Genomic DNA, 25,257 nt, shown 5'->3' with positions numbered 1-25,257 from the left:
GGGTCGGGGTGGTCACTTCTGCTCCTGGGTGGGCGGGAAAGCCGTGCCCTGCGTCCGGCGGACGGTGAGGGCGGTGTTGTCTTGGAGGGTGGCTACGAGGTGATGGTGCCAGTTGGCGTCGTCGCGGTCGGGGTGGTCCTCGCGCCAGTGGCACCCGCGGGTCTCCTCGCGGAGGGCGGCGGCGTGGGTGAGGACGGTGGCGACGAGGTGGAGGTTGGTCGCCTCCCAGGTCTCGACGCAGGGGAGCTCGGCGTCGGGTTTGGCTTCGTCGCGTATGCGCTGCAGCTGCGCTGAGGCTTCGGCGAGGCTTTCCGCGGAGCGGAGGACGCCGGCGCCGGTGGTCATGGTGCGCTGGATCGCGTAGCGCGCCTCGGGCGGGAGCAGGACGCCTGCGGCGCCTGGCTCTTGCCCGCCCACAGACCGCCCGTTGCTGTCTCGGGCAGGAGCTATGGCCGTCTCGGGCGGCGCGGCCGCCACGTCCTCGAGCGAGTTCAACGGGCGGGCCGGGTGGGAAGCGTCCCGCGCCGCAGGCGCGGTCGCCGCGATCGAGGCCGCGATCCGCTCCGCGAAGACCAGGCCCTCCAGCAGCGAGTTCGACGCCAGGCGGTTCGCGCCGTGGACGCCCGTGCACGCCACCTCGCCGCACGCGTACAAGCCCGGCACCGTCGTGCGGCCCTCCCGGTCCGTCCTCACCCCGCCGGAGGCGTAGTGGGCGGCCGGGGCCACCGGGATTCCCTCCGTCGCCGGGTCGATGCCGTGCGCCTCGCATGCCGCCAGGATCGTCGGGAAGCGGGTCTCCCACATCTCCCGGCCGAAGTGGCGGCCGTCCAGGTACACATGGTCCGTGCCCTGCTCCGTCATCCGCCGCAGGATGCCCTTCGCCACCACATCGCGCGGCGCCAGCTCCGCCAGCTCGTGCTGGCCCACCATGAAGCGCACGCCCTCCGCGTCCACCAGGTGCGCACCCTCGCCCCGCACCGCCTCCGACACCAGCGGCTGCTGGCCCTCGGCGTCCGGGCCCAGGTACATCACCGTCGGGTGGAACTGCACGAACTCCAGGTCCGAGACCTCCGCCCCGGCCCGTAGCGCAAGCGCGACGCCGTCGCCGGTCGACACCGGCGGATTCGTCGTCGCCGAGAAGACCTGGCCCATGCCGCCCGTGGCCAGGACGACGTACTGCGCCCGGACCGCGCCTACGCCGTCCCGCGCGCCCTCGCCCATCACGTGCAAGGTCAGGCCCGCCGTGCGGCCCGCCTCGTCCTTCAACAGGTCCAGGACCAGGGCGTGTTCGATCGTCTCGATCCCCGCACTCCGGACCGCGGCCACCAGCGCCCGCGAGACCTCCGCGCCTGTCGCGTCGCCACCCGCATGCGTGATCCGCCGCCGGTGGTGGCCGCCCTCGCGCGTCAGCTGCAGATCGCCCGTCGCCTCGTCCGCGTCGAACTCCGCCCCCGCGGCGATCAACCGCCGCACCGCCCCGGGCCCCTCCGTGACCAGCGTCCGCACCGCCGCCTCGTCGCACAGGCCCACGCCCGCTACCAGCGTGTCCGCGAGGTGCTGCTCAGGAGTGTCGCCCTCGCCCAGCGCCGCCGCGATGCCGCCCTGTGCCCAGCGCGTGGAGCCGTCGTCGAGCAGCGCCTTGGTGATCACGATCGTGCGCAGCCCGGCCGCGGCGCAGCGGAGCGCGGCGGTCAGCCCGGCGACGCCGGAGCCGACTACGGCCACGTCGGCGTCGGTGTACCAGCCGGGGGCTGGGGCGGGGAGACGATTCATCGGAGGGCTCCGAAGGTCAGGCGGACGTTGTCGATGAGGCGGGTGGTGCCTACCTTCGCTGCCACTGCCAGGACGGCCTCGCCCGCATAGTCGTCCGGTACGTCAGTGAAGTCGGACGGGTCGACCAGCGCGAGATAGTCGAGGCCGAGCGGCGGGTCCGCCTTCCCGGCCTCGTCCAGTACGGCCCGCGCGGCCTCGCGCACCGCGGCCGGGGTGCGCTGCCCGGCGCCCGCGAACAGCGCCCGGGACAGCGCGAGTCCGGTCTCCCGGTCGGCGGCGGACAAGTAGCGGTTACGGGACGACAGCGCCAGGCCGTCCTCCTCGCGGACCGTGGGGGCGCCGACCACCTCCACCGGGAAGTTCAGATCCCGCACCATCCGCGTGATCAGCGCCAGCTGCTGCGCGTCCTTCTGCCCGTAGAAGGCGATGTCGGGCGCGGTCAGGTGGAGCAGCTTCGCCACGACCGTGAGTACCCCGTCGAAGTGCCCCGGCCGGTACGCCCCTTCGAGCCGCGTCCCCATCGGGCCCGCGCTGATCCGTACCTCCGGCTCGCCGCCCGGATACACCTCGTCGATAGCCGGGGCGAAGACGACGTCCGCGCCCTCCTCGCCCGCGATGGCGACGTCGGCGTCGAGAGTGCGCGGGTAGCGGTCGAGGTCCTCGTTCGGGCCGAACTGGAGCGGGTTGACGAAGACCGTGACGACCACCTGGCCTGCCGGGCCGACCCGGTCGCGGGCGGCCCGTACGAGCGTGGCGTGCCCGGCGTGCAGCGCGCCCATCGTCATGACGACGGCGCGCGCGCCCGCGCGCGGCTGCGCCGCGAGCTCGGCGGCCGTATGGACAACAGTCGGGGTCACTGCGGCCCCCGCCTCTCCGCCAGGACCCCCAGCAGATCCTCGGCCAGCTCCGGCTTCAGCACCCCGTGCGCCAGCGCCCGATCCGCCGTGGCGCGGGCCATCGCCACGTACGACGACACCGCCTGCGGCGCATGCGCGCGCAGCTGCTCGATGTGGGCGGCCACGGTGCCCGCGTCGCCGCGCGCGACCGGGCCGGTGAGCGCGGCGTCGCCGCTGCGCAGCGCATTGTCGAGGGCGGCGCCGAGGAGCGGGCCGAGCATCCGCTCGGGGGCCTGGACGCCGGCCCTGCCGAGCAGCTCCATGGACTGGGAGACCAGCGTGACCAGGTGGTTCGCGCCGATCGCGAGGGCGGCGTGGTAGAGCGGGCGGGCCGCCTCCTCGACGTACTCGGGCTCGCCGCCCATCTCCACGACCAGCGCCTCCGCCGCGAGCCGCAGCTCCTCCGGGGCCGTGACGCCGAAGGAGCAGCCGGCCAGGCGCTGCACGTCTACCTGCGTGCCGGTGAAGGTCATCACCGGGTGCAGCGCGAGCGGCAGCGCGCCGGCGCGCGTGGCGGGGTCCAGGACGGTGGCGCCGTAGCGGCCAGAGGTGTGTACGAGGAGCTGCCCCGGTCGTACGGCGCCGGTGTCGGCGAGGCCCTCGACGAGGCCGGGGAGGACGTCGTCGGGGACGGTGAGCAGGACGAGGTCGGCGTGCGCCAGCACCTCGGCCGGGTCGCTGACGACGGGGACGCCGGGGAGCAGGTCGGCGGCGCGGGTGCGGGCGGCCTCGGAGACGGCGTTGACCGCGACGGGGCGGTGTCCGGAGAGCGCGAGGGCGGCGGCGAGGGCGGGGCCCACGCGGCCTGCGCCCACGACGCCGATGGTCAGGCGCGCAGGCTTTTCCTGCGGCTCGGGTCCGTTCACGGCTGCCCCTTCGGCCCTTCGGCAGTTCCGGTCCTCTAGGGGGTACCGGACTTGTCGTCAATCTTACGCGATCCCCTGCGGGGGGCCACGGCGACGGCGGTGGGGTTGGTCACGGTACGGGCCCGGGCTGGTGGCAGGCTGCTGTGCCATGAGCGACGACGAAGAGCGGGTGAAGGCGCGGCAGCAGGCCGCGTGGCGGGGCGCGGAGCGGGTGCTGGCGGATACGTTCACCGAGGGCGTCGGGGAGCGGATGCGGCGGCTGCTGGCCGCCGCCCCGGACGCGTACGACCTGGAGCAGCCCGTCGACATGTACGGCAACGGGATCGTCGCCGGGCTGGAGCGGCGCACCGCGGAGCTGCTCGGCCACGAGACCGCCGCTTTCTTCCCCACCGGGACGATGGCGCAGCAGGTCGCTCTGCGCTGCTGGGCCGCCCGCACCGGCAACGCCACCGTGGCCACCCACCCGCTCGGCCACCTGGAGCTCCACGAGCGGGACGCCTATGCGGTGGTGAGCGGCCTGCGGACCGTACATCCGACCGCAGAGCCGCGGCTGCCGACCGCCGCGGAGGTGGCGGACCTGGACGAGCCCTTCGGGACGCTGCTGCTGGAACTGCCGCTGCGCGACGCCGGTTTCATGCTCCCGGACTTCTCCGGGCTCACCGCCACCGTCGCCGCGGCCCGCGAGCGCGACGCCGTCGTGCACTTCGACGGCGCCCGGCTGTGGGAGACCACCACGCACTTCGGGCGGACGCTGCCGGAGATCGCGGGCCTGGCGGACAGCGTGTACGTGTCGTACTACAAGTCCCTCGGCGGCCTCGGCGGCGCCGCGCTCGCCGGGCCCGCGACGCTCGTCGAGGAGGCGCGGGCGTGGCGGCACCGGTACGGCGGGCAGGTCTTCCAGCAGTGGCCGACCGCGCTGGCGGCGCTGGTGGGACTGGATGAGGAGCTGCCGCGGCTGCCGGAGTACGTGGCGCAGGCGCGGGTGGTCGCGGGGGCGCTGCGGGAGGCGTTCGCGGGCACGGGCTGGTTCCGGGTGCATCCCGGGGAGCCGCACACGCACCAGTTCCAGGTCTGGCTGCCGTACGGGGCCGGGGAGCTGACCGAGGCGTCGGTTCGGCTCGCCGAGGAGGAGCGGACCATGCTGTTCCGGCGCTGGCGGGAGCCGGCGGGCGGGCCGCCGGGCGTCGCGGTGACCGAGGTGACGGTTGCCGCGCCCGGCCTGCGGTGGTCGGCGGCGGACGTACGGGAGGCCGCCGCCGCGTTCCTGCGGCTGCTCACGCCGCCCGGGTGAAGCGGGCGCGGCGGCGGTCGGCGAGGGCCTGGCGGACGACCCGCCACACGTTGAGCTCGGGAGCGGGCGGGGCCGGGACGCCGTGCCTGGCGGCGCGGGCCGCGTCGAGTGCGTACTGCTGGTGAAGAGTCATGCCATCGACCGTGCGCCCGCCGCCGACCAGCGGTCACGTCACTTGACCGAGGCCGTCAAACGACTCGGGCCGCGCCCGGGGGCCGGGGCACCATGGGGTACGTGAGCATCAAAATCGACGTCACCGGGCTGCCGCCCGAGCGCATCACCTTCGCGCCCTCCCCGCTCGCCGAGCTGGGCGCGATGCTGCACGCGCTCTCCGAGCCCGCGCACCACCCGGGGCTGCACGGCTGGGCCACGGCCACCGCCGCCGCACTGAAGCCGGTGCTCGCCGACCGCCTCACCGAGGCGGACTTCATGTGGCGGTCCGCCCGCTCCGACCTCCTCGCGCCGCCGCACCCCGGCGCCACCCTCGCCGAGGACCTGGACTGGATCGACAGCCTCGACAACCGCCGGTTCGTGAAGGCGGCCTTCGAGATCAGCTGCAATTCGTCGTACGAGTCGACCGTCTCCCCGCTCGACGACGCCGCCGAACGCGCCAAGGTCCTGGACCTGGCGGCGGCGCGCGGGCCGCGGCAGGCGCAGTTCACCGAGCGGATGCTGGACGACCCGGACGGGCTGCGGATCTGGCTGCGGCGCCTCTTCGAGGACTGCGAGCAGGCGTTCTTCGGCGATACGTGGCAGCGGGTGCGGGTCCAGCTGGCCGCCGACGCCCGGCACAAGACGGAGCTGCTGCAGCGCAAGGGACTCGCGGAGACGGTGTCCGCCGTATCCGAGGCCATCCGGCTCGAGGAGTACGGCACCGGCGGGTCCCGGCTCGTCCTGGACAAGCTGTCCACCGGCTTCACCAGCGCCACCGTCGAGGGCGGGCTGACCTTCCTGCCCACCGCCTTCGGCTGGCCGCACCTGTTCGCGGGGCACGCCCCCGGCTGGCGGCCGGTGATCCTCTATCCGGTCGCGACGCCCGAGCTGCCCCGCCCCGAGGCCCTGGAGATGGTGCAGGCGCGCCTCGAAGCCCTCGCCCACCCGATGCGCATGCGCCTGACCCGGATGCTGGCCCGCAGCTCGCACTCCACGGGCGAGCTGGCGACGGCGTTCGGCATCACCGCGCCCGAGGTCTCCCGGCACCTGGCCGTGCTGAAGAAGGCCGGCCTGATCTCCACCCGCCGCCGCGGCCGCTACGTCCTCCACCAGCTGGAGCTCCAGACGGTCGCGCGGCTGGGCTCCGACTTCCTGGAGACGGTGCTGCGCTAGCCGCTGGAGCCCGCCCGGACGAGGCCCGTCTCGTACGCGAGGACCACGGCCTGCACCCGGTCGCGCAGCTCCAGCTTGGTCAGGATGCGGCCGACGTGGGTCTTCACGGTCGCCTCCGAGAGGACCAGGCGCGCCGCGATCTCGCCGTTGGACAGGCCCTGCGCGACCAGCAGCAGCACCTCGCGCTCGCGGTCGGTGAGGCGGTCGAGCTCGGGGTGGGCGCGGTCGCCGCCGGAGACCGGCATGACGTCGGCGAAGCGGTCGATCAGGCGGCGGGTGGTGGAGGGGGCGACGACCGCGTCGCCGTTGTGGACGGCGCGGATCGCGGTGAGCAGCTCGCCCGGCGGTACGTCCTTGAGCATGAAGCCGCTGGCCCCGGCCTGGAGCGCGGAGAAGGCGTACTCGTCGAGGTCGAAGGTGGTGAGGATGAGGACCTTCGGGGTCACGGAAGGCTCGCCCGCGCAGATCACCCGGGTCGCCTCGACCCCGTCCAGGCGCGGCATGCGTACGTCCATCAGGACCACGTCCACCGGCGTCGTCTTCAGCTTGTCCACCGCCTCCTGCCCGTCCCCGGCCTCGGCGACGACCTCCATGTCCTCCTGGGCGGCGAGCACCATGCGGAAGCCGGTGCGCAGCAGCACCTGGTCGTCGACGAGCATGACGCGGATCGGCATGGGATTCGGACCTTCTCTCGTAGCGGTGAGATCAGTATCGGTGGTGGGGTGCTCAAGTCACCGGTTTCAGCGGCAGCGTCGCCGTAATACGGAAGCCGCCGCCTGGTCGCGGGCCCGTCTCCAGGCGGCCGCCGACCATGCCGACGCGCTCGCGCATGCCGATGAGGCCGTGGCCGAGGCCGTCGGCGCCGCCTTCCTCGTACAGCTCGCGCTCCGCGCCGCGGCCGTCGTCCTCGACGAGGAGCTCGACGCCGCTGTCGCCGTAGGTGAGGCGGACGGTGGCGCCGGCATTCGGGCCGCCGTGCTTGCGGGTGTTGGTCAGCGCTTCCTGGACGATGCGGTACGCCGTCAGCTCGATGCTGCTGGGCAGCTCCCGCGGGCTGCCGTCGACCTTGAAGTCGACGGTGAGGCCGGTGCCGCGGACCTGCTCGACCAGGTCGGTGAGCTGGTCGACGCCGGGCTGCGGTACGTACTCGCCGACCTGCTCGCTGCCGTCGCCGGTGCGCAGCACGCCGAGCAGCCTGCGCATCTCCGTCAGCGCCTGGCGGCCGGTCGAGGAGATCGTGCCCAGGGCCTGCTTTGCCTGCTCGGGGGCCTGGTCGAGGACGTACGCGGCGCCATCGGCCTGCACCACCATGACGGAGACGTTGTGCGCGACGACGTCGTGCAGCTCGCGGGCGATACGGGCCCGCTCGGCGGCGACCGCGACCCGCGACTGGGCCTCGCGCTCCTTCTCCAGGCGGCGGGCGCGCTCCTCCAGCTCGGCGTAGTACGCCCGGCGGGTGCGGATGGAGTCGCCGAGCACCCAGGCGAGGACGAAGGTGATCGTCATGAAGATGGTGCCCGCGATGGCGCTCGAAATCGGCTGGTTCGAGTCCGGCCAGCGCACCGACGAGATCGTGGGGGCCGCCGCGGAGGCGGCGAGGGCCAGCCGGGAGGCCCAGCGGGCGCCGCGGGAGGCCGCGGTGAAGACGATGACGACGAGGGCGAAGTGGGCGGGGCCGACGCCGACGTCGGTGCCCAGCTGCAGCACGCCCAGCCCGATGGTGGCGAGGAGCACCCGCTCCGGATAGCGGCGGCGCAGCGCGACGCAGACGGCGAAGGCGACGGCGAAGCCGAGGGCGGTGGCCTTCTCGATGTCCGTGTGCGGGGAGTGGTCGGGGCGCGACGGCGTCTCGTCGATCGTGACGACCCAGAGCAGGCTCATCATGACCAGGACAACAGCCCAGAAGCTGTCGACCAAGGTCGGATGCCTGCGGAGGAAGTCGTAGACGCGTTGCACGTTACCCAGCGTAGGCATCCCGCCAAGCCCCGGGAGTCAGCCCCGGGGGCGATCCGGAAACGGCGGGCTACTCCGCAAGTTGGAGTTGCGTAGCGTTGACCTGTGATTTCGGCTGAGGAGAAGTGGGGCGCCGCGATGCGTACCGCCCTGTACGGAGAGCGCGGCTTTTATGTGCGTCCCGGGGGCGGCGGCCCCGCCGCCCACTTCCGCACCTCGGTGCACGCCTCCCACCTCTACGCGGCCGCCGTGGCCCGGCTGCTGCACCAGGTCGCCGAGGCGCTCGGGCATCCGGCGGAGCTCGCCTTCGTGGACGTCGGCGCGGGGCGGGGCGAGCTGGCGGCGGGGGTGCTCGAGGCGTACGAGGGCGAGGCCCTCACGGTGTACGCCGTGGAGAAGGCCGCGCGCCCCGAGGGGCTCGACGCCCGGATCCGGTGGGTCGCCGAGCCCCCGGCGGGCGTCGAAGGACTGCTCTTCGCGAACGAGTGGCTCGACAACGTTCCCCTTGACGTCGCCGAGGCCGACGCCACCGGGGTACCGCGGTACGTCCTCGTCGCCCCCGACGGCACCGAGCGGCTCGGCGAGCCCGTATCGGACGCCGACGCGGCCTGGCTGCGGCGCTGGTGGCCGCTGTCCGCGCCCGGCGAGCGGGCCGAGCTCGGGGCGCCGCGGGACGCTGCCTGGGCGGCGGCGGTCGGCAGCCTCGCCCGCGGAGCGGCGGTGGCCGTCGATTACGCGCATGCCGCCGGCGCCCGGCCCCCGCACGGCACGCTGACCGGCTTCCGGGACGGGCGCGAGGTACGGCCGGTGCCGGACGGCAGCTGCGACCTCACCGCCCATGTCGCGCTGGACGCGTGCGCGGCCGCGGGCGGGGGTCCGTACCGGCTGCTGACCCAGCGCGCGGCGCTGCACGCGCTCGGCGTGCGCGGCGCCCGGCCGCCGCTGGCGCTCGCCTCGTCGGACCCGGCGGCGTATGTGCGGGCGCTCGCGGGGGCGGGCGAGGCGGCGGAGCTGACCGCGGCGGGCGGATTGGGGGATTTCGGGTGGCTGGTGCACGACGTGGGTGGCGTGCGGTTGCAGCTGTGACGTGTGAGACCGGACACGGTCAACTCGGCGCCGCCGCAGCGCGTCCATTAGGGGCGGATCCGGTCCGGAGCGGCGTGCGGGTGCCTTCCCGGGGGTAAGCGCGGCCCGAACCTGGGGAGAAGCCTGTCGGCGCTCGCAGGTAGATTCGATGAGGGGCACAGCTAATCGAAGGGAGCCACGCAAGTGGATCGTGTCGCGCTGCACGGCCTGCGGGCCCGAGGCCACCACGGCGTGTTCGACCACGAACGCGCCGAGGGGCAGACCTTCGTGGTCGACCTCGTGCTCCACCTGGACACGAGCGCGGCCGCGGCCGGCGACGACCTGGGCAAGACGGTGCACTACGGCATCGTCGCCGAGGAGGTCGCCGCGATCGTGAGCGGCGAGCCCGTCGACCTCATCGAGACGCTGGCCGAGCGGATCGCCGCTCAGTGCCTGAAGCACGACCCCGTGCAGCAGATCGAGGTGACCGTGCATAAGCCGGACGCCCCGATCACCGTCCCGTTCGACGACGTGACCGTGACCATCACCCGTACCCGAGGACGTGTATGAATCGCAGCGACCCCACCGTGCAGCCCGTGCCGGTCGACATCGTCCGGCAGGTCGACGCGGCCGACACCACCCTGCACAATCCCAAACGCGCCGTGCTCGCCCTCGGCTCCAACCTCGGCAACCGTCTCGAGACCCTGCAGGGCGCCGTCGACGCCCTGGAGGACACGCCGGGCCTGCGGGTCAAGGCCGTCTCGCCGGTGTACGAGACCGAGCCGTGGGGCGTCGAACCCGGCACCCAGCCCACGTATTTCAACGCGGTCGTGGTCATCAAGACCACCCTCCCGCCGTCGTCCCTGCTGGAGCGCGGCCTCGCCATCGAGGAGGCCTTCGAGCGGGTCCGCGACGAGCGCTGGGGGCCGCGCACCCTCGACGTCGACATCGTGTCGTACAACGGCGTCGTCTCCGACGACCCGCAGCTGACACTCCCCCACCCTCGTGCGCACGAGCGCGCCTTCGTGCTCGTACCGTGGTACGACGTGGACCCCGGCGCGGAGCTGCAGGGCCGCGGCCGGGTCGTCGACCTGGTGTCCGCGGTGGACCGCGACGGCGTGGTGCAGCGCCAGGATCTGGAGCTGCGGCTGCCGGAGTAGGCGACTTACACGGAATCGGGAGAAGAGAGCGCTGTGAAGCCACTGCGGATCGGAGTGCTGGCCGGCTCGTTCATCGTGGCCGGGGTGCTGGCGTGGGCGGGGGCCCGGCTGTGGAACTCCATGGGCACCCTCCCCAGCGTCCCCGTCGCCGCCCCCATCGTGCTGGCCGTGATCGCCACGATCCTGCTCGCCACGGCGCTGTCCATGCGCGCCCGGCTGCGCGCGCAGCGCGACCGGGAGCAGGGCGCGAAGGGCGTCGACCCGATGCAGGCGGCCAGGGCGGTGATCCTGGGGCAGGCGAGCGCGTATGTGGCGGCGCTGGTCGGCGGCATGTACGGCGGCTTCGGCCTGTTCCTGGTGGTGGACGGCCTCGACTTCGGCGCCCGCCAGCGGCAGTCGGTCTATGCGCTGCTGGCGGTGCTGGCGGCGGGGCTGGTGATCGCGGCCGCGGTCTTCCTGGAACGGGTCCTCAAACTCCCCGACGACGAAGAAGACCCGCACAGCCCGGCCCTGTAGCGGCGCCGAGTGGCAGACTCTCCCCCATGACTACGGAGACGACCGTCGGCATCGGCGGGGCCGGCGAGGCCACCGACATGGTGCTCAACATCGGCCCGCAGCATCCCTCCACCCACGGCGTGCTGCGGCTGAAGCTGGTCCTCGACGGCGAGCGCATCGTCTCCGCCGACCCCGTCATCGGCTATATGCACCGCGGCGCCGAGAAGCTCTTCGAGGCCCGCGACTACCGCCAGATCATCATGCTCGCCAACCGGCACGACTGGCTGAGCGCCTTCTCCAACGAGCTGGGCGTGGTGCTGGCCGTCGAGCGGATGCTCGGCATGGAGGTCCCCGAGCGCGCGGTCTGGCTGCGCACCCTGCTCGCCGAGCTGAACCGGGTCCTCAACCACCTGATGTTCCTCGGCTCTTACCCGCTCGAACTCGGCGGCATCACCCCGATCTTCTACGCCTTCCGCGAGCGCGAGGACCTGCAGGCGGTCCTCGAAGAGGTCTCCGGCGGGCGGATGCACTACATGTTCAACCGGGTCGGCGGGCTGAAGGAGGACCTCCCGTACGGGTGGACCGAGCGGGCGCGGGCCGCGGTGAAGGCGGCGCGGTCCCGGATGGACGTCTTCGACAACCTCGTCCTCGGCAATGAGATCTTCCGCGGCCGCACCCGCGGCGTCGGCGTGCTGACGCCCGAGGTGGTGCACGCGTTCGGGGTGAGCGGGCCGATCGCGCGCGGCTCCGGCGTCGACTTCGACCTGCGGCGGGACGAGCCCTATCTGGCGTACGGGGAGCTGGCGGGCACGCTCAAGGTGGCCACGCGGCAGGAGGGCGACTGCCTGGCCCGCTTCGAGGTGCTGCTCGACCAGGCGCACAACTCCCTCGACCTCGCCGACGCCTGCCTCGACCGGCTCGCCGAGCTGCCGCAGGGGCCGGTGAACCAGCGGCTGCCGAAGGTACTGAAGGCCCCCGAGGGCCACACGTACGCCTGGACGGAGAACCCGCTCGGCCTCAACGGCTACTACCTGGTCTCGAAGGGCGAGAAGACCCCGTACCGGATGAAGCTGCGCTCCGCCTCGTACAACAACATCCAGGCGCTGACGCAGATACTGCCGAATGCGCTGGTCGCGGACATGGTGGCGATACTGGGGTCGATGTTCTTCGTGGTCGGCGACATCGACAAGTAGACATCGGCGCGGGGCTACTTGGCCGCCTGCAGGTCGATGACTTTGGAGATCTTGTCGTCCCTGGCGGGCTTCTCGGGCTCTTCCTCGGGCTCCGCCTCGGCCTCTTCCGCCTCCGCGCGGACCTCGGCGAGGATCTCGGGGCCGACGACGTCCGCGAGGTCCGTGTCCGCGCCGACTCCGTCGTCCTCCTCGCGGTCGGCGCTGTCCTCGGGCTGCCGCGGGGCGGGCGGGCCGCCGCCGGTCTTGCGGCCGAAGTAGTCGAAGTGGCTGCCGCCGCGGGCGCCGGTGCCGCCCGCGTCCGCCGACTCGTGGCCCTGGCCCTGGCCGCGGCCCTGCCGGGAGGCGTTGTCGGCGAGGTGGCGCAGCGCGACGGAGGCGCGGAGGTATGTGGCGGGGGTGGGGGCGCCGGTGGCATTGCGGTCCGCGTTGGCCGGGGGCAGCGCCCGGACCGGCTCGGCGGCCTCGATGGCGAGCTGGCGGCGGCCCTCCAGGGCGTCGGCGCGGTCGGTCTCGGCGGTGGCGTAGCGACGCAGCAGGGTGGCGTGCTCGCCGCGGAGATGGCCCAGCTCGGCCAGGCGGGTGCGGAGCCGGCCCTCGAGCTCGGCGCGCACCTTGCGGGAGTCCTCGAGGTCGTCCTCCAGCTCGGAGACCTTCTCCTCGTGACGTATCTCTGCTCGTGCGCGGGAGCCGGCCGCCTCGGCGAGGCGCAGGCTCGCGGTGCGGTCCCACTTGCGCAGCAGGACTGCACCGGCCGTGGCGGCGGCCGCCGCTCCCGCGACCAGCCACCTGAGCACCTGGGCATCGCTGCCGGCCACGGCCCAGGCCGCGGCGGCGCAGCCGACAGCGGCTGCTGCTACCGCCAGTGGGGGAAGCAGCCTGCGGACCGGCGACGAGAAACGGTGGCGTCCACGAGGTGGCATGGCTGGAAACTTACCGCCTGGGTGTGCTAACGGGGAATGGCGCCCAACGATCGTTTCCCGGTGGTTACTTAATTCTCTTTGGGCGCCACCCCCTGTGAGCTGGCTACTTCACCAGGCCCTTCTCCTTGAGATAGTCCGCCACCACATCGGCGGGCTTGGCGCGCTCAAGGTCGACCTTCTTCGACATGGCGATCAGGTCGTCGGTCGTCAGGGTGCGGTTGAGCTTATCGAGGGCATTGGCGATCTTCTTGTCGCCGGCCTCCTTGGTGTTGACGACGGGCAGCACGTTGTCCGCGTTCTGCAGCTTCTTGTCGTCCTCCAGCGCCACCAGGTCGAACTTGTCGAGCGAGGTGTCGGTGGAGTTGGTGAGCACCAGTTGGTCGGTGCCGTCCTGCACCGCCTGCTTGGACTGCGGGGTGGAGACGCCCTTCGGGTCGATCTTGCCGACCTTGATGCCGTACTTGTCCTTCAGCCCGGGCGCGCAGAAGGGCCGCTCCTCGCATTCGACGCCGGCCGCGATATTCACCGTCAGGCCGGACTTGCCCAGGTCGGAAAGGGTCTTGAGGTTGTGCTTCTTGGCGAGCGCCTTGGTGGTGGCGAAGGTGTTCTGGTCGACGGCCTTGCCGACCGCCAGGGCCTCGATGCCGCGCGGCTTCGCGAGCTTCTGCAGCGCGGCCACCGTCTTGTCGGGGTCGCTGGAGGCGACCGGCTTGTCGATGGTGGCCGTCTCGCCGTTCTCCTTCGTGTTCAGCCACTCGGCGAAGGTCGCCGCGAACTCCGGGACGACGTCGATCTGCCCCTTCTCCAGCGCGGGCTCGTACAGCTCGCGGTTCTTCACCGTCTTGATGGATGCGTTGTATCCGGCGTCGTCGAGCAGCGCCTTGTACGACTCCGAGAGCAGGCGGTGCGACGTGAAGTCGGCGGAGCCGATGACGATCGACTTGCCGCCGCCCCCGCCGCCCGAGCCGCCCTTCTCCTCCAGGCTGTCCCCGCCGCAGGCGGCCAGGGCCCCGGACAGCACCACCACGGCCGCGACCGCGCCGGTCGCCCGTATGCCACTGACACTGCGCTGAGCTGTGCGCTTGGTCTTCAAGGGACTGCTCCATCCATGGTTAACAGAAAGCTTTGGAGATGATGCCGGATGCCCCGGCCCGCCGCTCATGCGGCCACCTTCACCACGGCCGCGTCCCGCGGCTCCGCCGGGTCGGGGCGGCGTTTGCGGAGCGGGTCGACCAGCCGCTGGCCCAGCACCAGCAGCACCTCGACCAGCAGTGCCAGAGCCGCCACCAGCAGGGCGCCGGCGACCACCTCGTAGGTGCGGTTGGTGGCGAAGCCGTGGGTGATGATCCGGCCCAGGCCGCCGCCGCCGGCGAAGGCGGCGAGCGTGGCCGTGGCGATGATCTGCACCGCCGCGGACCGGATGCCGGTCATGATCAGCGGCGAGGCCAGCGGCACCTCGACCCGGCCCAGCAGCTGCGCCGGCGACATCCCCATGCCGCGGGCCGCCTCCACCACATCCTTGTCCGCCTCGCGGACGCCGACATAGGCGTTGGTCAGCAGGGGCGGGATGGCGAAGAGGACCAGGGCGATGATCGTCGGCCAGTTGCCGTGCTGCCGCAGCGGCGTGAGGGCCAGCAGGCCCAGCACGGCGAGGGTGGGCACGGCGCGGCCGACATTGGAGATGTTGATGGCGAGGGCGCCGCCCTTGCCGATATGGCCGAGCCAGAGCGCCACCGGGAGGGCGATCAGCGCCGTGATCACCAGGGCGACCGCGCTCAGCCACAGATGCTCCCCGAGCCGCGCCCCGATGCCCGTGGCCCCCGACCAGTTCGACCCGTCCGTCAGCCAGGACCAGGCGTCCGCGATGGCTCCCATGGCTTTACGCACCCGCCTTCGCGGCCCTGCGGCCCAGGCCCGTGCCGCCCCAGCGGCGCGACTTCGCCCGCCGCTGCGCCCGCTCCCACGGCGTCAGCAGCCGCTGCAGCCCCAGCAGCAGCACATCCGCCAGCACCGCCAGCGCGACGCACAGCACCGAGGCGGTCAGCACCTGCGCCTTGAACAGTGTGTCCATGCCCTCGAGGATCAGATTGCCGAGCCCGCCATAGCCGACGATCCCGCCGACGGTCGTCATCGCGATCGTCGAGACGGTGGCGATCCGGATGCCCGCCATCATCGCCGGCACCGCCAGCGGCAGCTCGACCCCGAACAGCAGCCTGGCGGGCCCGTAACCCATCCCGCGCGCCGCCTCCCTGGCCTCCTCGGGGACGGCCTCGAGCCCGGCGAGGAGATTGCGCACCAGCACGGTCAGCGAATAGAGCACCAGGCCGGTGATCACCACCGAGGCCGAGAGCCCCATCCAGGGCACCAGCAGCGAGAACATCGCCAGCGACGGGATCGAATACAGCAGCGTGGTCAGGCCCAGCACGGGCGCCGCCACCGCCTTGTACCGCCGCGCGAGGAGCGCCAGCGGGAAGGCGACGAGCAGCCCGATCGCCACCGAGACAACGGTGATCCACACATGCTGCACGGTGGCATCCACCAGCTCCTGGCTGCGGGAGCGGACATACTCGCCGCAGATCCATTCGTTGTCCGCCAGACAGCTCTGCTTCGTCGCCACGCTCCCACCTCCCAGTTCGTGCCACCACCCTAAGCACGACCACTGACAGCCGCCCCCCGGCCTGCGGGATCCGCAACGCAACCTTCACGCACGGCGCCCGCAACCGGGGCAGAATGGTGAAGCATGATCCGGTTCGAGAACGTCACCAAGCGCTACGCCCACGGCCCTGGTGGTACCGCGGCCGTCCACGACCTGTCGTTCGAGGTGGCCGAGGGCGAGCTGGTCACGCTCGTCGGCCCCTCCGGCTGCGGCAAGACCACCACGATGAAGATGGTCAACCGCCTCATCGAGCCGACCTCCGGCCGGATCCTCGTCGAGGGCCAGGACGTCGCCGGCATCGACCCGGTCGAGCTGCGCCGCCGCATCGGGTACGTCATCCAGCAGGTCGGCCTCTTCCCGCACAAGACGGTGCTGGAGAACACCGCCACCGTTCCGTACCTCCTCGGCTGGCCGAAGGCCAAGCGCCGGGAGCGCGCGGCCGAGTTGCTCGACCTGGTGGGCCTCGACCCGTCCACGTACGGCAACCGCTACCCCGACCAGCTCTCCGGCGGCCAGCGGCAGCGCGTCGGCGTCGCCCGCGCGCTGGCGGCGGATCCGCCGGTGCTGCTGATGGACGAGCCGTTCGGCGCGGTGGACCCGGTGGTCCGCGAGCACCTGCAGAACGAGTTCCTCCGCCTCCAGGCCCAGATGCACAAGACGGTCCTCTTCGTCACCCACGACATCGAGGAGGCGGTCCGCCTCGGCGACCGCATCGCGGTCTTCGGCCAGGGCACGATCGAGCAGCTGGCGCCCCCCGCGGAGGTACTGGGCGCACCCGCGACCCCGTACGTGGCCGACTTCGTCGGCGCCGACCGCGGCCTGAAGCGGCTGTCGGTGACCGAGATCGAGACCGGCGATCTCGAACAGCCCCCAGTGGTCCACTTGGATGACGCGGCGGAGGAGGCGGCGTCCCGCCTGCGCGCCAAGGACGCCCCTTGGGCGGTGGTCCTGGACGACGCGGACACCCTGCACGGCTGGGTGGCGGCGACGGACCTGACGTCAGGGTCCGTACGCGAACACGCCCGCCGCATGGAGGCCTGGCTCCCGGTCGGCTCCACGCTGAAGCAGGCCTTCGCGGTGATGCTGCAGCACGACGCGGGCTGGATCGCGGTGGTGGACGGCGAGCGCTTCACGGGCGTCCTGACCCCCGCGGGCCTGCACGAGGCCCTGCGACGGTCGATCGACGCTGACGCGCGCGATGTGGACCGCGCAGACGCGGTGGTGGACTCGGTCCCGGGGAACTAGAGGCACCTCCGGGGAGGCGCTGACGCAACTCCGGGGGAGGGCGTCCCGCAAGGCGGGACGGGCTGGCCCGGGACGTTTCGCGCAGCCGCCCCACCCAACCCGCACCGAGACCGGACCTACGCGCCCTCCAGCGACCGCGCCACCCTGACCGCGTCAGCGGTCGCCCGCACCTCATGCACCCGCACAGCCCACGCCCCCTCCCGCGCAGCGATCGCCGACACCGCCGCCGTAGCGGCATCCCGCTCCCGCGCGGGAGGCGGAGACGCGCCCTCCCCCGCCAGCACCCGCCCGAGGAACCGCTTCCGGGACGCGGCCACCAGCAGCGGCCGCCCGAGCTCACTCCGCAGCCGGCCCAGACTCGCCAGCAGGGCGAGATCGTGCGGCGCCTCCTTCGCGAAACCCAGGCCCGGGTCGACCACGATCCGCTCCAGGGCGATGCCGCCGTCCACGGCCCGCTCGACGCTCCGCCGCGTCTCCTCGATCACCTCGGCGACGACGTCCGCGTACACCGCCCGGTTGTTCATGTCGATCGACTGCCCGCGCCAGTGCATCACCACGAACGGCGCCCCGGAGTCCGCCACCACCGGCACCATCTCGGGGTCTGCGAGCCCCCCGCTCACGTCGTTCACCAGCCGCGCCCCGGCGGCAACCGCCTCCGCCGCCACCCGCGAGCGCATCGTGTCCACCGACACCACCACGCCCTCGGACGCCAGCCCGCGCACCACGGGCAGCACCCGGCGCAGCTCCTCGTCCTCGTCGACCCGCGTGGCGCCGGGCCGCGTGGACTCGCCGCCGACGTCCACCAGGTCGGCGCCGACCCCGACCAGGTCGAGGCCGTGCTTGACCGCGGCCGTGGTGTCGAACCACAGCCCGCCGTCCGAGAAGGAGTCGGGCGTCACGTTGACCACGCCCATCACCGCGCAGCGGTCGAAGTCCGGCAGTCCCGCGACCCGCCCGCGTACGTCATTGGAGCTCATGCGGCCAGCGTAGCCACCGCCGCCCGCAAGCGGCTCGGCGCGCCCAGCGCGCTCAGCGCGCCATGATCAGGCTCATCGCCTCGGACCGCGTCGCCGGATCCCGCAGCTGCCCGCGCACGGCCGACGTCAGCGTCTTGGCGCCCGGCTTGCGCACCCCGCGCATGGTCATGCACATGTGCTCGCACTCGATGACCACGATCACTCCGCGCGGCTCCAGGATCTCCATCAGCGAGTCCGCGATCTGCGTGGTCAATCGTTCCTGCACCTGCGGGCGGCGGGCGAAGACGTCGACCAGCCGGGCCAGCTTCGACAGCCCAGTGATCTTGCCGTCGTGCGACGGGATGTAGCCGATGTGGGCGGAGCCGACGAACGGCACCAGGTGATGCTCACAGGACGACATCACCTCGATGTCCTTCACCAGCACCATCTCGTCGTGGCCCAGGTCGAAGGTCGTCGTCAGGACCTCCTCCGGCGTCTGCCGCAGCCCCGCGAATATCTCCTTGTACGCCCGCGCCACCCGCGCAGGCGTCTCCCGCAGCCCCTCCCGGTCCGGGTCCTCGCCCACGGCGATGAGCAGCTCGCGCACGGCACTCTCCGCGCGCTTCTCGTCGAACTCGCCGATGGCTCCGTCGCCGGCAAGCGTTACGGGATCGATCATGTGCCTAGGCCTCGCTCCTGGTCCGTACGGCGGCATCCGCAGCGGCATATGCAGAAAGCCGCGCCCCTCAAGGCTAGAACCTTGGGGACGCGGCCTGCATTCCGGGACTGGAGTGACCCGAGCTACGCCTCGCTGTTGCCCGACGCCGCCGGCGGGGTGTCCTCGGGCCCTGCGGACCCGCTGTGGCCCGGCAGCTCCACGGTCTCCGGCGACGGCTGACCGTCCGGCTTGGCCAGGATCGACGGCTGGACGCCGTTGGTCGCCGACAGCTCCTTCGGCGAGAGCACCGGCGGGCGCGTCGAGGGCGTACGCCGGGACGACCCGGTCCACGCCGGACGCTCGGGGCGCTTGACGAGGTCCTTGAAGATCTCGGCGAGCTGCTCCTTGTTCAGCGTCTCCTTCTCCAGGAGCTCGAGGACCAGGTTGTCGAGGACGTCGCGGTTCTCGACCAAGATCTCCCAGGCCTCGTTGTGCGCGGTCTCGATGAGCTTCTTGACTTCCTCATCGACCAGCGCGGCGATCTCTTCCGAGTAGTCGCGCTGGTGCGCCATCTCCTTGCCGAGGAACGGCTCGCTGCCATCCGAGCCGAACTTGATCGCGCCGAGCCGCTCGGTCATGCCGTACTGCGTGACCATGGCCCGGGCGGTCTTCGTGGCCTTCTCGATGTCGTTGGCCGCGCCCGTGGTCGGGTCGTGGAAGACCAGCTCCTCCGCCGCGCGCCCGCCCATCATGTACGACAGCTGGTCGAGCATCTGATTGCGCGTCGTGGAGTACTTGTCCTCCTCGGGCAGCACCATCGTGTAGCCCAGCGCCCGGCCTCTGGACAGGATCGTCACCTTGTGCACCGGGTCGCCGGAGGGAGAGGCCGCCGCGACCAGGGCGTGTCCGCCCTCGTGGTACGCGGTGATCTTCTTCTCCTTCTCCGACATGATCCGGGACCGCTTCTGCGGTCCCGCGACCACGCGGTCGATGGCCTCGTCGAGGACCTTGTTGTCGATCAGCTTCTTGTCGCTACGGGCCGTGAGCAGGGCGGCCTCGTTGAGGACGTTGCTCAGGTCCGCACCGGTGAAGCCGGGGGTCCGCTTGGCGACGGCCGACAGGTCGACGTCCGGCGCGATCGGCTTGCCCTTCTGGTGCACCTTGAGGATCTCCAGGCGGCCGTTCAGGTCCGGCGACTCGACCGCGATCTGCCGGTCGAAGCGGCCCGGGCGCAGCAGCGCCGGGTCGAGGATGTCGGGCCGGTTGGTGGCCGCGATGAGGATGACGCCGCCCTTGACGTCGAAGCCGTCCATCTCGACCAGCAGCTGGTTCAGCGTCTGCTCGCGCTCGTCGTGGCCGCCGCCCATGCCGGCGCCGCGGTGCCGGCCGACGGCGTCGATCTCGTCCACGAAGACGATCGCGGGAGCGTTCTGCTTGGCCTGCTCGAACAGGTCGCGCACCCGCGACGCACCGACACCGACGAACATCTCGACGAAGTCGGAGCCGGAGATCGAGTAGAACGGCACCCCGGCCTCACCGGCGACCGCACGGGCGAGCAGCGTCTTGCCCGTACCGGGCGGCCCGTACAGGAGCACGCCCTTCGGGATCTTGGCGCCGACGGCCTGGAACTTCGCCGGCTCCTGCAGGAACTCCTTGATCTCGTGGAGCTCCTCGACGGCCTCCTCGGCACCCGCCACGTCCGAGAACGTGGTCTTCGGGGTGTCCTTGGTGATCAGCTTGGCCTTCGACTTCCCGAAGTTCATCACCCGGGAGCCGCCGCCCTGCATCTGGTTCATCAGGAACAGGAAGACCAGCACGATGAGGACGAACGGCAGCAGCGACAGCAGGATGCTGACGAAGGGGTTGTCCTTCGTCGGCTTCACCGAGTAGCCGTCGGAGATGTTGCCGTCGTTGAAGGAGGACTGCAGCTGCTTGGCGATCTCGACACCCTGCTCGTCGATGTAGTTCGCCTTGACCTTGTTGCTGCCGTCGATCTTGTCGTCGCCCTTGAGCTGAATCTTGACCGTCTGATCATTGCCGGTCGTCAGCTCTGCCGACTTGACTTTGTTCTGGGAGATCGCCTGAACGACCTTGCCGGTGTCCACCGATTTGTAGCCCTCGGAAGAACCGACGAGCTCAATGAGCAGGACCACGGCGAGGACGGCCAGCACGATCCACATGACTGGCCCACGGAAGTAGCGCTTCACGTCCATCCACACGGGGCGAGTTGCACCCCGTACCTCCTGCCACAGTGAGGCGCGGCGGACCCTGGGGGGCCTGTGCCGCGCGTACGTGTATTAACCGGTCCTGGCGCCACTTGCAAAAAACGGCGACTAGCTTTCGACGGTACCCCAGCATTGTCACCCGTCGCGGCGGGGGCAGCGAAGTCAGGCACCTTCGCATGCTCCAACGGCGGGAACGAGCCATCCGTTCCCGCCGCCAAATGGGCCTGTCAGAGCGTCAGCCCCCGTACACGTGCGGGGCGAGGGTGCCGACGAACGGAAGATTCCGGTACTTCTCCGCGTAGTCCAGCCCGTACCCGATGACGAACTCGTTGGGGATGTCGAAGCCGACCCACTCCACGTCGATCGCGACCTTCGCCGCGTCCGGCTTGCGCAGCAGCGTGCACACCTTGAGGGACTCGGGCTCGCGCGAGCCGAGGTTCGACAGCAGCCACGACAGGGTCAGGCCCGAGTCGATGATGTCCTCGACGATCAGGACGTGCTTGCCCTTGATGTCGGTGTCCAGGTCCTTGAGGATCCGCACCACGCCCGAGGACTGGGTGCCCGCGCCGTACGAGGACACCGCCATCCAGTCCATCGTGGCCGGGGTGGACAGGGCCCGGGCGAGGTCCGCCATCACCATGACGGCGCCCTTGAGGACGCCCACGAGGAGCAGGTCCTTCCCGGCGTACTCCGCATCGATCTTCGCGGCCAGCTCGGCGAGCTTCGCGTCGATCTCTTCCTTGCTGATGAGGACCGACTTGAGGTCGGCCCCCATGTCCTTATCGTCCACCCGCGCCGTCTCTCGCTCGGTAGCTAACGGTCAGTTCTCCGCGGCCGCCTCATCGCGGCGCCGGATCACCAGTCTGCCATCCGCACGCCAGGCCTCGACACGCCCGGGGAGGCTAATGGCCTTCTGGCCGCGCCAGCTGGTCAGCAGCCGGTCGACCTCTTCGATGTGCCGGGAGAAGAGCGAGCCGGCGGGCGCGCCCGCCTCGATCACGGCGCGGCGCAGCACGCGGCGGCGGACGGCGGGCGGCAGCGCGTACAGCCGGGTGGTGTCATAGCCGCCGTCGGCGAGCCGGACCTCGGCGCCGGCGGAGGCGGCCCAGGCGTCGAGGGCGTCGGCGTCGTCGCGGGAGAGCTGGGCGGTGCGGGCGAGGGCGGAGACGACGCCCTTGCCGAGCGCTTTTTCCAGTACGGGCAGGGCCTCGTGGCGGACGCGGGAGCGGGTGTACGCGGGGTCCACGTTATGCGGGTCGTCCCAGACCGGGAGGGACTGGACCATGCAGGCCTTGCGGGCGACCTGGCGGTCGATCTCGAGGAAGGGGCGGCGGTAGCGGCGGCCGGAGGAGGAGGGGCCGGTGGCGGCGGCCATGCCGGACAGGGAGCGGGTGCCGGAGCCGCGGGCGAGGCCGAGGAGCACGGTCTCGGCCTGGTCGTCGCGGGTGTGGCCGAGCAGCACGGCATGCGCGCCGAGGCGCTCGGCGACGCGGTCGAGGGCGGCATAGCGGGCGTCACGGGCGGCGGCTTCGGGGCCGCCGGTGCGGCCGACGTCGACGCGGATGGATTCGACCGGCTTCAGGCCCATCGAGGCGAGACGGTCGGCGACCTCGGTGGCGCGGCGGTCGGAGCCGTCCTGCAGGCCGTGGTCGACGGTGATGCCGCCGGCGCGGATCTGCAGCTTGGGGGCCTCGAAGGCGAGGGCGGAGGCGAGCGCCATCGAATCGGCGCCGCCGGAGCAGGCGACCAGGACGAGCGGCTTGTCGGGCCTGCGGAGGGGGTGGAGTGTCGCGTGTTCTGCCGCTACGTCGTGCAGGACGCGGCGGACTGCGAGACGTATCGCGGCGACCGCGGGATGGGGACCCATGGCTTTCACTTCTTTCGGCGGAGGGCCTCTGTCGAAAAGCCAGCACTGTCACTGTGCGTATCGCAATGGTGACAGAGGAGAGCTGACATCCGAGCATTGCACGTCGGTGGTGGCCGTTACGCTCCCTCGGAAGGGTGAATACCGCGTCCGCCGGGGGACGTGCGCGTCAGCTCTCCGTCTTACTGTGCACCCGCGCGATCCAGTCCGCCGGTTTAGCGATCTCCGCCTTGGTCGGCAGCGTGTTCGGAGACGTCCATACGCGGTTGAAGCCGTCCATGCCCACGGCGTCGTTCACGGCTCGTACGAACTTCTCGCCGTCCTTGTACTGCCGCAGCTTCGCGTCCAGGCCGAGCAGCTTGCGCAGCGCCTGGTCGAGCCGGCCCGCGCCCTTGGCCCGGCGCTGCTGGAACTTCTCGCGGATCTCCGCCACGGAAGGCACCACCTGCGGCCCGACGCCGTCCATGACGTAGTCCGCATGCCCCTCCAGCAGCGACATGACGGCGGTCAGCCGGGAGAGGATCTCGCGCTGGGCCGGGGTCTGGACGATCTCGACGAGGCTGCGGCCGCCCTCGTCCTCCTCCTCGGCCTTGTTGCCCGACAGCGCCTGCGCGGCCTCGCGGAAGCGCTCCAGCAGGGTGGACGGGTCGACCTCGGTCTCGGCGAGGAAGGCCTGGATCTCGCTCTCCAGGTGGTCGCGCAGCCACGGCACCGCGGTGAACTGCGTGCGGTGCGTCTCCTCATGGAGGCACACCCACAGCCGGAAGTCGTGCGGGGCCACCTCCAGCTCGCGCTCCACATGCACGATGTTCGGCGCTACGAGCAGCAGCCGGCCCGCGCCGTGCCCCGTACCGGCCGGGAGATCGCGGGTGGCCGGGGCGAAGGTCTCGTACTGGCCGAGCACCCGGGAGGCGAGGAAGGACAGCAGCATCCCGAGCTCGACGCCGGTGACCTTGCCGCCGACGGCGCCCAGCACGGCGCCGCCCGGCATGCTCGCCCGGCGCTCCTGCATCTTCTCCAGCAGCGGCGTGAGGACGGCCTTGAAGCCGGCGACATTGGCGCGCACCCAGCCCGGCCGGTCGACGACCAGCACCGGGGTGTCGTGCTCCTCGGGGGCGCCCTCGGGGAACATCCGGGTGAATTCCCGGACATGCGCCTCGGACACCTTCGCGTGCTTGCGCAGCTCGGCGACGATCGCGCGGGCGTCGTCGCGGCTCACCTCTGGCCCGGGCCGTACGAGCCGGGTCGCGGTCGCCACCGCGAGATTCCAGTCGACCATCTCCGCACCACCGATGCTCGTCATGCCTCTCACCGTACGTGCCGCGCGGACGGCGCGGGAGGTTCAGCGGAGATGAGCGGGCCAGACCTTTGCGGCATAGGTCACACACGGTCACCAGGCTGACCTATTCACTTCACTTTGAGTTCACTTTCGAAAGCTGATCGCTTCACCTGGTCTGCCTAATTTCGGTTACGTCACCGAGTCCCACCAGGCGAGACGCACGCGAACGCGCGTGACTGAGAAGAAGGTCTCGCACCAGAACCGAAGGAATCACCGCCGTGAAGCTCCTCCGCACAAACCGCACGCGCGCCGCCGCCCTCGGCGCCGTCGCCCTGTCCGGCGCCCTGGTGCTCAGCGCCTGCGGCTCCGACGACAACACCGGCAACGGTGGCGGCGCCGCCCCCACCTCCGGCGCCTCCGACATCGAGTGCGGCAATGCCAAGGGCCAGCTGCTGGCCTCCGGCTCCTCCGCCCAGAAGAACGCCGTCGACCAGTGGGTGAAGGACTACACCGCCGCCTGCTCCGGCGTCACCGTCAACTACAAGGCCACCGGCTCCGGGGCCGGCATCCAGGAGTTCCTGCAGGGCAAGACCGGCTTCGCCGGCTCCGACTCCGCGCTGAAGCCGGACGAGGTCACCCAGTCCAAGAAGGTCTGCAAGTCCGGCCAGGGCATCAACCTCCCGATGGTCGGCGGCCCGATCGCGGTCGGCTTCAACGTCGACGGCGTCGACAAGCTCACCCTCGACGCCCAGACCCTCGCCCAGATCTTCAACGGGAAGATCAAGACCTGGGACGACGCCGCCATCAAGAAGCTCAACCCGGACGCCGACCTCCCGGACACCAAGATCCAGCCGGTCAGCCGCTCCGACGAGTCCGGCACCACCGACAACTTCACCTCCTACCTCGCCGAGGCCGCCCCCAAGGCCTGGCCGCACGAGCCCGGCAAGAAGTGGCCGGTCAAGGGCGGCCAGTCCGCGGACGGCTCCGCCGGCGTCTCCTCGCAGGTGAAGCAGACCTCCGGCGCCATCTCCTACTTCGAGCTGTCGTACGCCCACGCCAACAGCATCAAGACCGTGGACATCGACACCGGCTCCGGCGACCCGGTCGAGGCCACCACCGCGAACGCCTCCAAGGCCATCGCCGCGGCCAAGGTCACCGGCAAGGGCAAGGACCTCGCCATGGAGCTCGACTACACGACCAAGGAGCCGGGCGCGTACCCGATCACCCTCCTCACCTACGAGATCGCCTGCGACACGGGCAACAAGAAGGACACCCTCGACGCCGTCAAGTCCTTCCTGACCTACACCGCCAGCGACAAGGGCCAGGACGTCCTCGACGACCTCGGCTACGCCCCGCTGCCGGCCGAGGTCCAGAAGAAGGTCCAGGACGTCGTCTCGACTCTCTCCTGACCCCGGCCCACCCCCTGACGCACCACC

At 71.6% G+C, this 25,257-nt stretch carries 25 protein-coding genes; 9 read left to right on the top strand and 16 right to left on the bottom strand.

Translation table 11 applies throughout. The annotated features are described in order from the left end of the window. Positions 1-12 precede the first annotated feature (12 nt). The 3 genes from ACNNMR_RS24535 to ACNNMR_RS24525 are packed head-to-tail and all read right to left on the bottom strand — an operon-like array spanning position 13 to position 3,535. Complete coding sequence (locus ACNNMR_RS24535; RefSeq protein ID WP_419996843.1) at positions 13-1,773, bottom strand: L-aspartate oxidase; 1,761 nt, start codon at positions 1,771-1,773, stop codon at positions 13-15. Next, complete coding sequence (gene panC, locus ACNNMR_RS24530; protein ID WP_419996842.1) at positions 1,770-2,630, bottom strand: pantoate--beta-alanine ligase; 861 nt, start codon at positions 2,628-2,630, stop codon at positions 1,770-1,772. Before panC ends, ACNNMR_RS24535 begins: the two co-directional genes overlap by 4 nt. Next, on the bottom strand, positions 2,627-3,535 hold the full coding sequence (locus tag ACNNMR_RS24525) for a Rossmann-like and DUF2520 domain-containing protein (protein ID WP_419996841.1): 909 nt from the start codon (positions 3,533-3,535) through the stop codon (positions 2,627-2,629). The genes panC and ACNNMR_RS24525 overlap by 4 nt, the downstream gene beginning before the upstream one ends. Positions 3,536-3,683: 148 nt before the next feature. On the opposite strand from ACNNMR_RS24525, the gene ACNNMR_RS24520 reads away from it, so the two are divergent. Beyond that, positions 3,684-4,826, top strand: a complete 1,143-nt coding sequence (locus tag ACNNMR_RS24520; protein ID WP_419996840.1) for a threonine aldolase family protein — start codon at positions 3,684-3,686, stop codon at positions 4,824-4,826. Here the strand turns inward: ACNNMR_RS24520 and ACNNMR_RS24515 are convergent. Further along, positions 4,810-4,959, bottom strand: a complete 150-nt coding sequence (locus ACNNMR_RS24515) for a hypothetical protein (RefSeq protein WP_419996839.1) — start codon at positions 4,957-4,959, stop codon at positions 4,810-4,812. The two genes, ACNNMR_RS24520 and ACNNMR_RS24515, sit on opposite strands and share 17 nt — an antisense overlap. Positions 4,960-5,066: 107 nt before the next feature. Between ACNNMR_RS24515 and ACNNMR_RS24510 the strand changes: the two genes are divergently transcribed. After that, positions 5,067-6,152 (top strand): DUF5937 family protein, encoded by a 1,086-nt coding sequence (locus tag ACNNMR_RS24510; RefSeq protein WP_420000452.1) that lies wholly within the window; start codon positions 5,067-5,069, stop codon positions 6,150-6,152. Here ACNNMR_RS24510 and ACNNMR_RS24505 read toward each other — a convergent pair. Beyond that, on the bottom strand, positions 6,149-6,826 hold the full coding sequence (locus tag ACNNMR_RS24505) for a response regulator transcription factor (protein ID WP_419996838.1): 678 nt from the start codon (positions 6,824-6,826) through the stop codon (positions 6,149-6,151). The genes ACNNMR_RS24510 and ACNNMR_RS24505 overlap by 4 nt on opposite strands. Positions 6,827-6,878: 52 nt before the next feature. Further along, positions 6,879-8,108: a sensor histidine kinase gene (locus tag ACNNMR_RS24500; protein ID WP_419996837.1), complete on the bottom strand. Its 1,230-nt coding sequence runs from the start codon at positions 8,106-8,108 to the stop codon at positions 6,879-6,881. Positions 8,109-8,243: 135 nt separating this feature from the next. Between ACNNMR_RS24500 and ACNNMR_RS24495 the strand changes: the two genes are divergently transcribed. The 5 genes from ACNNMR_RS24495 (at position 8,244) to ACNNMR_RS24475 (ending at position 12,018) form a co-directional block, all read left to right on the top strand. Then, entirely contained in the window at positions 8,244-9,191 is a 948-nt protein-coding gene (locus ACNNMR_RS24495; protein WP_420000451.1) for an SAM-dependent methyltransferase, read from the top strand. A gap of 183 nt (positions 9,192-9,374) precedes the next feature. Continuing rightward, positions 9,375-9,740, top strand: a complete 366-nt coding sequence (gene folB / locus ACNNMR_RS24490) for a dihydroneopterin aldolase (RefSeq protein WP_419996836.1) — start codon at positions 9,375-9,377, stop codon at positions 9,738-9,740. Next, a complete protein-coding gene (gene folK / locus ACNNMR_RS24485) occupies positions 9,737-10,330 on the top strand; it encodes a 2-amino-4-hydroxy-6-hydroxymethyldihydropteridine diphosphokinase (protein WP_419996835.1) in 594 nt (197 codons plus the stop codon). The genes folB and folK overlap by 4 nt, the downstream gene beginning before the upstream one ends. Positions 10,331-10,363: 33 nt before the next feature. Continuing rightward, a complete protein-coding gene (locus tag ACNNMR_RS24480) occupies positions 10,364-10,846 on the top strand; it encodes a DUF3180 domain-containing protein (RefSeq protein ID WP_419996834.1) in 483 nt (160 codons plus the stop codon). 26 nt (positions 10,847-10,872) lie between these two features. Further along, positions 10,873-12,018 (top strand): NADH-quinone oxidoreductase subunit D, encoded by a 1,146-nt coding sequence (locus ACNNMR_RS24475; protein ID WP_419996833.1) that lies wholly within the window; start codon positions 10,873-10,875, stop codon positions 12,016-12,018. A 14-nt stretch (positions 12,019-12,032) separates the two neighbouring features. Here the strand turns inward: ACNNMR_RS24475 and ACNNMR_RS24470 are convergent, their stop codons facing one another. From ACNNMR_RS24470 to ACNNMR_RS24455, 4 genes are all read right to left on the bottom strand, one after another. Then, positions 12,033-12,938: a hypothetical protein gene (locus ACNNMR_RS24470; RefSeq protein ID WP_419996832.1), complete on the bottom strand. Its 906-nt coding sequence runs from the start codon at positions 12,936-12,938 to the stop codon at positions 12,033-12,035. Positions 12,939-13,041: 103 nt separating this feature from the next. Further along, positions 13,042-14,031, bottom strand: a complete 990-nt coding sequence (locus ACNNMR_RS24465; RefSeq protein ID WP_419996831.1) for an ABC transporter substrate-binding protein — start codon at positions 14,029-14,031, stop codon at positions 13,042-13,044. 65 nt (positions 14,032-14,096) lie between these two features. Then, on the bottom strand, positions 14,097-14,813 hold the full coding sequence (locus ACNNMR_RS24460) for an ABC transporter permease (RefSeq protein ID WP_419996830.1): 717 nt from the start codon (positions 14,811-14,813) through the stop codon (positions 14,097-14,099). A gap of 4 nt (positions 14,814-14,817) precedes the next feature. Continuing rightward, positions 14,818-15,555: an ABC transporter permease gene (locus ACNNMR_RS24455; protein ID WP_419996829.1), complete on the bottom strand. Its 738-nt coding sequence runs from the start codon at positions 15,553-15,555 to the stop codon at positions 14,818-14,820. 123 nt (positions 15,556-15,678) lie between these two features. On the opposite strand from ACNNMR_RS24455, the gene ACNNMR_RS24450 reads away from it, so the two are divergent. After that, positions 15,679-16,839 (top strand): ABC transporter ATP-binding protein, encoded by a 1,161-nt coding sequence (locus tag ACNNMR_RS24450; protein WP_419996828.1) that lies wholly within the window; start codon positions 15,679-15,681, stop codon positions 16,837-16,839. A gap of 116 nt (positions 16,840-16,955) precedes the next feature. Here ACNNMR_RS24450 and folP read toward each other — a convergent pair whose 3' ends face one another. The 6 genes from folP to ACNNMR_RS24420 all read right to left on the bottom strand — a co-directional run bounded on the left by folP (position 16,956) and on the right by ACNNMR_RS24420 (position 23,845). Then, positions 16,956-17,816 carry a dihydropteroate synthase gene (gene folP, locus ACNNMR_RS24445; protein ID WP_419996827.1) on the bottom strand — a complete coding sequence of 287 codons (861 nt, stop codon included), beginning with the start codon at positions 17,814-17,816 and terminating at the stop codon, positions 16,956-16,958. Between the two features lie 52 nt (positions 17,817-17,868). Further along, the gene (gene folE / locus ACNNMR_RS24440) at positions 17,869-18,474 is read right to left on the bottom strand and encodes a GTP cyclohydrolase I FolE (protein ID WP_419996826.1); all 606 of its coding nucleotides are present in this window, start codon (positions 18,472-18,474) and stop codon (positions 17,869-17,871) included. 122 nt (positions 18,475-18,596) lie between these two features. Further along, the gene (gene ftsH, locus ACNNMR_RS24435; protein WP_420000450.1) at positions 18,597-20,666 is read right to left on the bottom strand and encodes an ATP-dependent zinc metalloprotease FtsH; all 2,070 of its coding nucleotides are present in this window, start codon (positions 20,664-20,666) and stop codon (positions 18,597-18,599) included. A gap of 247 nt (positions 20,667-20,913) precedes the next feature. After that, on the bottom strand, positions 20,914-21,453 hold the full coding sequence (gene hpt, locus ACNNMR_RS24430) for a hypoxanthine phosphoribosyltransferase (protein WP_419996825.1): 540 nt from the start codon (positions 21,451-21,453) through the stop codon (positions 20,914-20,916). 45 nt (positions 21,454-21,498) lie between these two features. Beyond that, positions 21,499-22,545: a tRNA lysidine(34) synthetase TilS gene (gene tilS / locus ACNNMR_RS24425; protein WP_419996824.1), complete on the bottom strand. Its 1,047-nt coding sequence runs from the start codon at positions 22,543-22,545 to the stop codon at positions 21,499-21,501. A 166-nt stretch (positions 22,546-22,711) separates the two neighbouring features. Beyond that, a complete protein-coding gene (locus ACNNMR_RS24420) occupies positions 22,712-23,845 on the bottom strand; it encodes a zinc-dependent metalloprotease (protein WP_419996823.1) in 1,134 nt (377 codons plus the stop codon). Positions 23,846-24,099: 254 nt separating this feature from the next. Between ACNNMR_RS24420 and pstS the strand changes: the two genes are divergently transcribed. Continuing rightward, positions 24,100-25,230: a phosphate ABC transporter substrate-binding protein PstS gene (gene pstS, locus ACNNMR_RS24415; protein ID WP_419996822.1), complete on the top strand. Its 1,131-nt coding sequence runs from the start codon at positions 24,100-24,102 to the stop codon at positions 25,228-25,230. Positions 25,231-25,257 lie beyond the last annotated feature (27 nt).

The sequence above is a fragment of the Streptomyces boninensis genome (assembly GCF_048572725.1).
Classification (GTDB): Bacteria; Actinomycetota; Actinomycetes; order Streptomycetales; family Streptomycetaceae; genus Streptomyces; species Streptomyces boninensis.
The sequence above is the reverse complement of the archived record's forward strand: the minus strand, read 5'-3'. Positions and strand labels throughout refer to the sequence as shown.